General features: G+C 44.3%; 10 protein-coding genes and 1 pseudogene. 6 read left to right on the top strand and 5 right to left on the bottom strand.

Annotated elements, in window-relative coordinates; genetic code table 11:
• Together QUA43_RS28765 and QUA43_RS28760 are read right to left on the bottom strand one after the other, a co-directional pair.
• On the bottom strand, window positions 1–582 hold a 582-nt coding region (locus tag QUA43_RS28765; RefSeq protein ID WP_445302010.1), incomplete at its 3' end, for a WD40 repeat domain-containing protein.
• A 1-nt stretch (window position 583) separates the two neighbouring features.
• A complete protein-coding gene (locus QUA43_RS28760; protein WP_333378948.1) occupies window positions 584–2,023 on the bottom strand; it encodes an ATP-binding protein in 1,440 nt (479 codons plus the stop codon).
• Between the two features lie 149 nt (window positions 2,024–2,172).
• Between QUA43_RS28760 and QUA43_RS28755 the strand changes: the two genes are divergently transcribed.
• Complete coding sequence (locus tag QUA43_RS28755; protein WP_333378946.1) at window positions 2,173–2,535, top strand: TRADD-N-associated membrane domain-containing protein; 363 nt, start codon at window positions 2,173–2,175, stop codon at window positions 2,533–2,535.
• Between the two features lie 67 nt (window positions 2,536–2,602).
• Here the strand turns inward: QUA43_RS28755 and QUA43_RS28750 are convergent, their stop codons facing one another.
• Window positions 2,603–3,565, bottom strand: a complete 963-nt coding sequence (locus QUA43_RS28750; protein ID WP_333378952.1) for a glycosyltransferase family 9 protein — start codon at window positions 3,563–3,565, stop codon at window positions 2,603–2,605.
• 172 nt (window positions 3,566–3,737) lie between these two features.
• On the opposite strand from QUA43_RS28750, the gene ispD reads away from it, so the two are divergent.
• Window positions 3,738–4,430: a 2-C-methyl-D-erythritol 4-phosphate cytidylyltransferase gene (ispD, locus tag QUA43_RS28745; protein WP_333378944.1), complete on the top strand. Its 693-nt coding sequence runs from the start codon at window positions 3,738–3,740 to the stop codon at window positions 4,428–4,430.
• 101 nt (window positions 4,431–4,531) lie between these two features.
• Here ispD and QUA43_RS28740 read toward each other — a convergent pair.
• A pseudogene (locus QUA43_RS28740) lies at window positions 4,532–4,821 on the bottom strand (IS1 family transposase); the annotation flags it as partial.
• Between the two features lie 298 nt (window positions 4,822–5,119).
• Here QUA43_RS28740 and QUA43_RS28735 point away from each other — a divergent pair.
• From QUA43_RS28735 to QUA43_RS28725, 3 genes are all read left to right on the top strand, one after another.
• A complete protein-coding gene (locus QUA43_RS28735; RefSeq protein WP_333378942.1) occupies window positions 5,120–5,626 on the top strand; it encodes an EamA family transporter in 507 nt (168 codons plus the stop codon).
• Window positions 5,590–6,012, top strand: a complete 423-nt coding sequence (locus tag QUA43_RS28730) for a DMT family transporter (RefSeq protein ID WP_333378941.1) — start codon at window positions 5,590–5,592, stop codon at window positions 6,010–6,012. The genes QUA43_RS28735 and QUA43_RS28730 overlap by 37 nt, the downstream gene beginning before the upstream one ends.
• Before the next feature lie 163 nt (window positions 6,013–6,175).
• A complete protein-coding gene (locus QUA43_RS28725; RefSeq protein ID WP_333378939.1) occupies window positions 6,176–7,033 on the top strand; it encodes an Hpt domain-containing protein in 858 nt (285 codons plus the stop codon).
• A 136-nt stretch (window positions 7,034–7,169) separates the two neighbouring features.
• On the opposite strand, the gene QUA43_RS28720 is transcribed toward QUA43_RS28725, so the two are convergent.
• The gene (locus QUA43_RS28720; protein WP_333378937.1) at window positions 7,170–7,544 is read right to left on the bottom strand and encodes a hypothetical protein; all 375 of its coding nucleotides are present in this window, start codon (window positions 7,542–7,544) and stop codon (window positions 7,170–7,172) included.
• 490 nt (window positions 7,545–8,034) lie between these two features.
• Between QUA43_RS28720 and QUA43_RS28715 the strand changes: the two genes are divergently transcribed.
• Window positions 8,035–10,557, top strand: coding sequence for an ATP-binding protein (locus QUA43_RS28715; RefSeq protein WP_333378935.1), 2,523 nt, complete (start codon window positions 8,035–8,037; stop codon window positions 10,555–10,557).
• Window positions 10,558–10,671: the final 114 nt, after the last annotated feature.

The following is a 10,671-nucleotide window of genomic DNA, read 5'->3' as shown; positions in this document are numbered from 1 at the left end:
CTCTCCAGTTGTTAAATCCCAGACTTTGAGGGTGTTATCATATGAACCAGAAATCGCCCGCTTGCCATCCGCAGTGAAGACTACTGCATATACCGAACTGCTGTGACCTTTGAGAGTCCGCAGCAGTCCCCGGCCGGGGGGAGTTAAACAAGAGGTCAAAGGACGCAACCAAGGTGCTGCTTTCCACTGCTTAGCTACCTCTGCCATTCCCTGAATTGCCGGAATGTTAAAGTACAGCAAGCGCCCTAACAATTGCTCTGCGAGTTGCGTCTTATCTAGAGTCAAAATATCCGCTGACTTCCACAGTGCCGCTTGAATCAAGTTCAGGGCTTTAACTTTTTCTGAGTTGTACTCTGGGTGAGTTAATGCTTCTGAATCGTCAACCAAATTGAAATCATCAATCAGTGCCTGCAGTCCAAACTCAGGATGCTGAATTTTTGCCATCAGGAAGTTGAAATCTGTCAGGGTTTGATAATATTTTCCTAAATTTCCAGACTTGACATAATTTGGCAGTAAGCTGCCCAGATAAGCACGTTGATAGTAAAGTTTTTCGGCTGCTAACTTGTCAGCAAATTCTCCCATCTCACGCCATCCTCTTTTCTAAATACTCAGTAATCCGTTGATTTACTTCCCGAAAGAGCTTCCGCTTTGAATGCATCTCCCGTTTGCTTTTCAGAAAGTCAAAGAAACTAGCATGATAGATGGTGTAGCAGATGTCTCCGTCTACGTTCTGCTTTTTCAAATACTCGACCCACTCATCTAAAACCGCTTCTACGTCGCATTCATCTTCCTTAGCAATTCCAGCAATCATCTCGCAGGGAATCGGCGTGCCAATCTCTAACAAAATATACAAGACAATCTCCATCAATTGCCCGGGCTTAGCTTCCAGCCCCATCCGCATCCAGTGGTTTTGATAATACTCTTGCAGGCCGTCTGGCAATTGCTTTAAACTTAAGTCATTGTAATCGCCCTTAGCAATTGCTGGCAAAACATAGCGCAAATACATAAAATTATTTTCGCTTTTGTTTGCCAATTGTTCGACAAAAGCTGTATCGGCAATGCTGCGACTTTGAATCCAGTTCCTCAGCCCATTATTATACTCAGAATCGGTATTTATAACAAAACCAATATATTCTTTGATATCATCTTGATTATAATTAGCATACTTTTCATCTCTTAAATCTAAATCTGTTACCAAAACTCCAGGAGATACGGAAAGCCGCTTTTTGCCGAGGTTATAGGGTCGCCTCGTCAGCAAGAAATAAACCCGATCTGGCAGAGTAGTCGGTAAATGTAAAAGATTTTCTCCCGCTTCTTGTTCGACTTCATCCAGTGCATCAATCGCAATTACCAAACGTTCGCCCAAAGTGAGTTTTTCTGCCACGTTTGCCAGTAAAGTTGGTAAATCGGCGTCTTCAGAATTTGGCAATTGATAGCGGTCAATTAATTGCCGACGAATGCTCTTCAAAAACAATTCTGGTCTGTTGCGGCCTTCGACGAGAATGTTGAAATAGCAGGGAGATTTATGTTCGGAGACGTATTTGGCAACGATCGAACTTTTGCCCATTCCCGCATCCCCGATGATTGTAAAATAACCGTGAGGATTTTCGGTGATAAATTGCTTAAAAGTATCAAAAACAAATTTGCGACCACAAAATGTCCGAATTTTTTCTTCTATTAACGATGTAAATTCTTCAGCGTAGGGAGATGAGTTAGAAACTTTGGGGACAACGACTGATTGTGACGTTTGATAATACTTCTGTTTTAATTTAGTATGCAGAATCTTTAACTTCCCTGCACCTTGTTTGTCAGAAAGTTCAGGAAAACTCGCTGAAAATTTCTTGTAAATCTCTCCCAGCCGCTGTTTTACAGTAGGTTCTTCGATGCTTAAATCCGCTGAAAGCTTTACCTGATTTAGCGGTGCTTTTTCAGGAGAGAAGAGTGCTGATAATAATGTTTCTGTTTGTTCTGGAGATAACTCATGTATCCCAGATTCGCCTTGAAGAAATTTTTGCCAATCCATAGTTTAATTATACCTTGACTATACTTTGATTAGACCGACCTCTAATAGACCTAAGTTTATACCTCTGGTCAACTTCACTCAATTAAAGTGATGCAATGATTTTATCAGAACACAAAAGCAATTATTGATAAACAAGAGAGGTCAGTCAAATGAATTTTAACTTATTCGGCAACTCGCAACCTGATGAAGATTATAGCGACATTGCAGAAGAAATACTGGAAGAATTGCTGCGACAAGTTCGCCAAAGCTACAATGTCGCCCTTACCGTCATCGGTACATCGGCAATTCTTGCTTTCGTAGGTGTGGGACTTGTTTATGTTAATCAAGTTCGGGAAGGTGCTATCACTACTGCTGCAGGAGGAGTAACAACTGTTGCCGCCACTCGGTTTGCAAACCAAAATAAGAAGGAATTACAGGAGATGATGGAGCTTGTTGAAAAACGAAGAGCGAAAGAGGAATTACGGAAAATGATTCCTCGTCCCCAGGCTTCGCCTCATGTGAAGTCCCGATAAGCGAGGCAGAGCCTCTAGATATGGGTTCCCAGGCACAGCCTGGGAACCAGCTAAGATATCCTAGTTCTTAGCCGCCCCAAACCTTCTTTAAAACCTCTTGAGGAGAGATGTCTGCCATTTTGCCAGTAGGAGATTTAATGCCCAAAAATCGATCGCTCTTTGGCAACAATTTCGCCGGTTCAGTCGGGCCAAACAAAGCTATTGTATAAGTTTGAACCGCCACAGCTAAGTGCATCGGCGCACTGTCAGTACATATCATCAAATTAGCAGCAGCAATTGTCGCCGCCAACTTGCCGACATCATCCGGCGAGATAACTTTTACATTCGGACATAACTCGACTAACTTTGTCACGAACTCTGCATCTTCTGGGCCTTTCACAACAACAACAGGCAAATTAGGCTGCCGCTGCTGACAGTCTTCGATGATTTGCTTCCAGTTGTCTGTAGGGTAAATTTTGTCAATACCTTTAGACACAGCTAATTGACTGGAACCGCCGTGAATTAGAATGTAGCCGCTTTCTTTTACGCCCAACCGCTGCTGTTCGGCTTCCGCCCACTGAATGTCCTGTTTTGGTACATTAATTGCCACTGGCGGACAAGGATTTGTAATGTTAAATCCTTGCAGCAAATCATGGTACATTGAAGCGGCGTACTGTTCAGTTTTCAGCGGTACAGCAGCAGTGAGAAATCGAGCACCGTTGGTTCCCGAATAGCCAACTCTCTGCGGAATGCCGGTCAGCCACAGCAGCAGCCCTACAGTCCACCGCTGGCCTAGGGAAATAACTGCTTCGTATTCGCGATCGCGAATTACGCCCAGCAAATTGCCCCAATCCGCCATCGCGTTGCGGTCTTTGAAATTGTACGTCAAGACTTCTTTAACAGACTTGCAGACTCGGTAAGCACCCTTTGCCCTCGGTTCCACGATGACATCAATTTGCGCGTCGGGATAAGACTGCTTGAGGTCATCAAGAGTGGGGAAAAATAAAATTTGGTCGCCAATCCCGCCAGGGACAAGTGCTAGTATTCGCATCATAAACGATCGGGCTATTATTGATCGAGGTAGCTCTCAGAGATCGGCTCTCAACTATCAGCTTATAGTATTTCTAGACCTTAAAAGCTACTGGCTGACAGCTAAACAACTGACTCAAAAGTACAGGACGCTCTTATTATATATATCTAGTTGGGTTAAAAACGGTTAGTAAATGCACTTATTAATTCCTGCGGCGGGTTCGGGGCGACGGATGGGGAGTCAGCGGAACAAACTGCTGCTGACTTTGCTGGGAAAACCATTGCTGAGTTGGACTTTGGCTGCTGCTGAAGCTTCGCAGCACATTAGCTGGATTGGCATCATGGGCCAGCCAGACGATTTTCCTGATTTTAAAGCCATTCTGAGCGATTTATCTTTGGTTAAGCCCGTGGAACTGATTAAAGGAGGCGCCACCAGGCAAGAGTCAGTTTACAACGGTTTGCAGGCTTTGCCTCCGTCGGGCGATCGAGTGTTGATTCACGACGGCGCGAGGTGTTTGGCAACTGCTGAATTGTTCGATCGATCTGCAGAGGCCCTCTTGACCTGTCCAGGCTTGATTGTCGCCGTCCCGGTCAAGGATACGATTAAGGTCGTAGATGAGCGCCGGATCGTGCGAGACACCCCAGACAGACGCAATTTGTGGGCAGCCCAGACTCCCCAAGGATTTGAAGTGAAATTGTTAAAGCAGTGTCACGAAGCAGGGCGACAAAAAGGTTGGGAAGTGACAGACGATGCGGCTTTGTTTGAAAAATGCGGTTTACCAGTGCAAATTGTGGAGGGGGAAGAGACGAATTTGAAAGTCACAACGCCCGTTGATTTGGCGGTAGCGGAATTTATTTTGCGGCAGAGAACAGATCAGAGTAAATAGAATTTGTTGACTATTTTTAAGAACGGGCAAGATGCCCGTTCCACAATCCATAATTTTATTAATTGTGGGGTAGTCCTGCATAGCAAGGAAAATCAAGGGTTTTAATTGATAGATAAACTGGCGTTATACTCATGAATAAAATACCAAATACCCCCAATATGATTAGAGAGTTTTTTGGAGAATGAAAGAGTTTTTCTCACCAATCTAGATATTCTTTGTCTCATCGTATTATTAAATCTTTCTATATAGTTTGTCAGACCAGTCTCCTTTCCTACTGCCTTGTGTCTTTTTTGAGAAAAAACTGTTCCATAGGCGCTCCAAAAGTCTGTATAACTTACGGCACATTGACTCTGGAACAGGTCGCACAAGAATCCCATAATCCTTGAGCGCCAGCTTGATCTCTTTTGCCAATATACACAGGGTAAGAGCGTCTCAATCATGCTTGACAAAAGGAATCCGAAGAATCTAAGATCTTGTCAAGAAAACAAGAACTGATAATTTGAATCAGATAATCATTATCCATAGCTGCCCGTTTCATTTTTTGTCGAAGACTACGTTTGTAAGTCAGGGTAAGAGCATCTCAATTAGGCTTGACACAAGGGATGAGAAGAATCTAAAGTCTTGTCAAGAAAAGCCGAACTGAGAACCTGAATCATATAATTATTATCCATAGCAGTCCGTTTCATTTTTTGTCTAAGACTACGTTGGTAAGTCCGTTCGCGATCTCAACTTCCTCAATCTTAATTCGGCTGGCTAACTTTTCAGCAGGGGCGGGTGGCTTCGGTTTCAGTCTGGTACTCGCGGCCTCTCGCCTGACTTTATCTGCTTTAATTCTGCTTCCGGCTTGGCGGAAAATTCAGTGGAACGCCCTGCAACCGGGAGTTCGGCGTTATGCTGCTGCTGCGGGTTTGTGTCTCGCCCTGCATTTTGCCCTCTGGATTACCTCACTTTCTTATACTTCGATCGCCGCCTCGACTGCCCTTGTCACCACTAATCCTGTCTGGGTAGCGCTTTTGTCGCGCTTCTGGTTCGGCGAAAAACTCAGCAAAATGTCGATCGCTGGCATTACTATAGCCCTGACTGGGGGAATGGCGATCGCCCTTGGAAGTGCGGGCGCAGCCCATGCTGGCAGCAGCCAACTGCTGCGCGATTTCCTGCTATGGCTGGTTCCTGGGCTGTCAGCTTGTATTTGCTGATGGGCCGGGAAGCTCAGCGGCGGGGACTGGGAATTGGTGGCTATATCGCGATCGCCTATACTGTTGCTGCGATCGTCCTGCTGCCTCTCCCCTTCGCCTTCGGCACTACTTATACTAATTACCCCGACATTGTATATTTTTATATTTTGTTAACGGCCGCTTTGCCTCAGTTAGTCGGCCACACCATTTTGAACTGGGCCGTAGTGCAGATTTTCCCAACTCTGGTAACTCTTGCGATCTTGTTTGAACCGGTTGGGGCGAGTTGGTTGGCTTATTTGCTGTTTGGGGAAGTGCCGGCGCCGGCGGTACTCGCAGGTGCTGCGGTGCTGCTGTTGGGGGTAGCAATCGCTACCGTCGGAGCAAAAAAAATTACTGTCAACAGTTAAGAGTTAACATTTTTCAACATTGCCACTACCGTTGCCGTGAGTCAGAATAAAACAAATTAGGGCTTAAAAACCCCAATAACTGATCAGTGAAATATCGATTCAAAACTATCAAAGGTCTGACTAATGACTAATAATACTCGGGTGCCTTTCGGAGAATAAAATTATGCTGCCAGAACAACTACAGCGGATCATCGGCTACTTTATCGAAGAAGCCACAGAACAGATCCAAATTATCGAACAAGGCTTGCAAGGTTTGCAAAACACCGTGCCCGATCCCCAAAGAATACACCAGCTCATCCGAGCTTCGCACTCGATTAAAGGGGGAGCAGCTATGCTCGGATTTAGCAGCATTCAGCGCATGGCTCATCGGTTGGAGGATTATTTAAAGCTGCTCAGAGAATGTCCGATCGCCATTGATAGCAGGCTACAATCGCTCTTAACCGAAGTTTTTGATATTTTAGTAGCCCTCGTGTCCAAGGTTTCTAAGGGTTTTGGGCTCAACCACGGAGACGCAAACCAAATGCTCTCCCTCGCCGAACCGGTGTTTGACGAACTCGACGCTTACCTGAGATTGCGAATTCCCACTCGCCTGACTGTGAGAGCTACTACGGACGAACATATTCACGTTTTCTCCGGTTACTGCACCTCCCTGAGCGAATTTTCCTCGGCTATTACTTCGCGCGTCGGTTTGCTCGGAGGCACTATTACCCGCCACGATCAGGATAGTCAGGGCCTACGCCTTTGTATTGACATTTACCTGCCGCCTTACACCAGGATCGAAAACATCCGCCAAGGTGTCGAACTCTCCGGCGCTATTATCGGGAATGTTCAGACGCAGCGCGACTTTTCGCTGCTGGCGAATGCGGATTATCCGGTTTACCAAAGTGCGATCGAACCTCCCGCAATTTGCATCGGATGCCGCTACTATTACGGCAGAAGCGATGGCGGCTACCTGCTCAATTGCACGATCCATCCCCGCGGCCCGGAAACCGAAGATTGTCGCGATCGCGAACCGGAATAAGCGCTGAAAACTCAGCCCTCGGAAGCACGCTTTGTCTCCCGAAAAACTCTTCTGAAACCAATATTTTCCCTGAAATTTTTCACATTACACCCTGCCAAATTATTTTTGAGTTGCTAGATAACTAGATCTTTGTCTCTTAGACAACTAAATCCTTCTTCCTTCTGAAACCTCCCCTAACAACTGATACCGCAACTCGAATTAATTGCATCATGCTTGCAGGATGGGCGATAGCCCAGACATTGATTGTCAGACAAGTGATTGCCATAACTAGCAAGATGTATGTCGGAGGCATTACTACCCCGATCGCGAACCAGCTAAAAACGTGAAATATCATTGCTGTAGCCCAAAGGCTGGCGACAACCACAGACGCCCAAATTTGTATTCGAGGTCGGTTTAGTCCTGTCAAAATCACTGTCTGCAAAGTAGTCAGCAAATTTGCCGGAACTAAAAAGGCACAGATAGCTATGCAGTAGGTATGAGAAAATTCAGTAACTGTATTGAAGTCGATCATCAGTCTAATTGTCGGGCCTGTTGGGTATACTTAAAGAGCTTAGCGTGACTTGACTTTCAGATCTTGTCACCCTTACCTTAACTTAATATTTCAGTAAGTAGGCCGCTCTGGAGACGCATTTCTCTCCCCCTTTTCCAGCAGGCAAAATTTTACCACAAATATTTAACTTTGTGGAGATTCATTAAAACTACTTGAAGAATGGCAACAATTGCTATGATAATTAACATCGGGGAGCGATAGTATAGAAGAGCCAATTCGGTAAATTTTCTAGAAGGCTGAGGCTGGTGTCACAGCAACAAATACGGCAGGCTGATTTTCGACTCAATCATTTTTGATTCGCTGATTCTCTCATGATGGATTCTCAGCGTCCATCAAGGGATCGAGCCGTTATGCGATCGAACAATATGAGATTTTTATGAAAAAGCCAATTTGCTCTCAAATCTCAAATCAATAGAACCATCTCGAAATTTTACAGCGGAAGACAAAGAAAATGGATCAACAAATCACAATTCCCGCACTCGAAGAAGTTGACTTGACAAACTGCGACAGAGAACCCATTCACTTATCGGGGCACATTCAGCCACACGGGGTGCTACTTGTTGTACGAGAACCTGAACTAGAAATAGTGCAAGTCAGCGAAAATACGCAAGATTTGTTAGGAATTGATGCAGAAAGTGCGATCGGTCGAAATTTGAGTTTATTCTTCAATCGAGTTCAACTAAAAAAACTCAAGCTTTGTTTGTGTAATGAAAACTTAAAAACCGTTAATCCCATTAAACTCTCTGTCATAAACAAAGGTAAATATTTAGAATTTGACTGCATCCTCCACCGAGTAGAAGAAGTATTGATGGTCGAGTTGGAATTAGCCACCAGCCCCGAAAATCTTTCTGTTTTTAGTTTTTATCATTCAGTGAGAGCCACTATCAGCAAAATTCAAAGCGCCCCCAATCTCCAAAAATTATCTCAAATAACGGTAGAAGAAGTCAGAAAAATAGCTGGTTTTGATAGAGTGATGGTCTATCAATTTGACCACGAAGGCAACGGCGCTGTGATCGCTGAAGACAAAGCAGAAATGCTGAGTGCTTTCTTAGGATTAAACTACCCCAGTTCAGATATCCCCAAACAAGCCAGACAACTGTATACGTTAAATTGGCTGAGGTTAATCCCAGATATTAATTATCAACCCGTCCCCCTTATTTCAGGAAAAAATGCTGTTACCACCCAGCCCCGAAACCTGAGTTTCAGCGTATTGAGAAGCGTTTCTCCCATTCACATAGAATACCTGCAAAATATGGGCGTTGCAGCTTCGATGTCAATCTCATTAATCAAAGATAAAAAACTGTGGGGATTGATTGCTTGCCACAATTATACACCAAAATACCTCAACTATGAATTGCGCGCCGCCTGCGAATTTATCGGGCAAGTAATGTCCTTAGAACTGCAATCAAAAGAAGGAAACGAAGACTACGACTACAAACTACACTTAAAATCCATTCAAACCAAGATTTTTGAAGACATATCTACGTCCGAAAACTTGTCACAAGTGTTAGTTAAATGTCAGCATAATTTGCTAGAAGCAGTCAACGCCCAGGGAGCCGCCATAGTATTTGGAGACAATTGCTATCAAGTAGGGCAAACACCTCAAGGAGAAGCGCTCAAATACTTAACTAATTGGGTGCAAGAGCATTTAAATAAAGAAATTTTTTATACAGACTCGCTCACCAAATGCTATCCAGAAGCTGAGGAATTTAAAGACACAGCCAGCGGGTGTTTGGCCATAGCAATATCCCCGACTCAGAAAATATACATTTTATGGTTTCGCCCGGAAGTAATTAAGACCGTAAATTGGGCCGGAAACCCCAACAAACCAGTTGAAACCGATGAAGATGGCAACCCTCGACTATCTCCTAGGAAATCCTTCGAGCTGTGGAAAGAAAATGTGAGGTACAAATCGTTGCCTTGGAAACAATGCGAAATAGACGCTGCATTGGAACTGAAAAAAGCAATGATTAATATAGTGCTGTGTCAAGTCGATAAACTCGAAAAATTAAATACAGCACTAGAAGCATCAGTCGCCAGAGAACGGGAAAAAACTGCTAATTTAAAAACAGCGATGTCCGAGCTGAAGCGGGCGCAAACTCAATTGGTGCAAAGCGAAAGAATGTCAAGTTTGGGACAGTTAGTGTCGGCGGTTGCTTATGAAGTCACTAACCCGATTAACTTCATCTACGGCAATCTTAGCTATGCTAATGAATACAGTCAAAAAATGATCAATTTATTGCAGCTTTACGACCAGCACTATCCGTCGCCTTCGCCAGAAATTCAAGCACAAATAGAAATAGCAGAATTAGAGTTTATAGTTGAAGACTTACCGAAGTTGCTGGGTTCAATGAAAGTAGGAGCTAACCGCATCCGCGAGATAGTTCAGTCCCTACGAAACTTCTCTAGAATTGACGAAGCAGAGATTAAACCAGTTGACATTCACGACGGATTGGACAGCGCTTTGTTGATTTTGAGCAACAGACTCAAACCGAAGCCCGATCGCCCCGCAATTCATCTCATCAAAGAATATGGCTCTCTGCCTTTGGTTGAGTGTTACGCAGTTCAAATCAACCAAGTATTTATGAATGTACTGGCAAATGCAATTGATGCTCTCGAAGATGCTTTTGTCAACAATAATTTATCGTCCCACGGCGGGGACAAAGAACAGCCAGTTAAGTACGGACAAATTCGGATTGTGTCTGAAATTTGTCCGGGAGAAAAAGCCGTAGCAGTTCGGATCGAGGACAACGGTTGGGGCATGGAAGAAAAAGTTCACCAGAAAATTTTTGAGCCGTTTTTTACCACAAAACCGGTGGGGAAAGGTGCGGGGATAGGTTTGGCGATTAGCCATGAAATTGTGGTAGAACAACACGGTGGCAAATTGACTTGCTTTTCAGCCCCCGGAGAGGGAACCGAGTTGATTATTGAGATTCCCTTGAATCAAACTCATCCCACACCCATTGTCAAGTGAAAAAAAGTCCGCGCTAGCGAAGCTATCCCGAAGGGTAGGCTAGGAAATCGACCAAATTCAAAAATCGAAAATTCGATTAAAATACAAAAGCAGCTAAGTAGATTTGAGCCAATT

Source organism: Microcoleus sp. N9_B4, assembly GCF_036701635.1.
Classification (GTDB): Bacteria; Cyanobacteriota; Cyanobacteriia; order Cyanobacteriales; family Microcoleaceae; genus Microcoleus.
The sequence above is the reverse complement of the archived record's forward strand: the minus strand, read 5'-3'. Positions and strand labels throughout refer to the sequence as shown.

What these genes read in the sequence shown, in the direction of transcription:
- QUA43_RS28760 (WP_333378948.1), bottom strand. Translation starts at nt 2,023, where the DNA reads ATGGATTGGCAAAAATTTCTTCAAGGCGAATCTGGGATACATGAGTTA.
- QUA43_RS28755 (WP_333378946.1), top strand. Translation starts at nt 2,173, where the DNA reads ATGAATTTTAACTTATTCGGCAACTCGCAACCTGATGAAGATTATAGC.
- QUA43_RS28750 (WP_333378952.1), bottom strand. Translation starts at nt 3,565, where the DNA reads ATGCGAATACTAGCACTTGTCCCTGGCGGGATTGGCGACCAAATTTTA.
- ispD (WP_333378944.1), top strand. Translation starts at nt 3,738, where the DNA reads ATGCACTTATTAATTCCTGCGGCGGGTTCGGGGCGACGGATGGGGAGT.
- QUA43_RS28730 (WP_333378941.1), top strand. Translation starts at nt 5,590, where the DNA reads ATGGCTGGTTCCTGGGCTGTCAGCTTGTATTTGCTGATGGGCCGGGAA.
- QUA43_RS28725 (WP_333378939.1), top strand. Translation starts at nt 6,176, where the DNA reads ATGCTGCCAGAACAACTACAGCGGATCATCGGCTACTTTATCGAAGAA.
- QUA43_RS28720 (WP_333378937.1), bottom strand. Translation starts at nt 7,544, where the DNA reads ATGATCGACTTCAATACAGTTACTGAATTTTCTCATACCTACTGCATA.
- QUA43_RS28715 (WP_333378935.1), top strand. Translation starts at nt 8,035, where the DNA reads ATGGATCAACAAATCACAATTCCCGCACTCGAAGAAGTTGACTTGACA.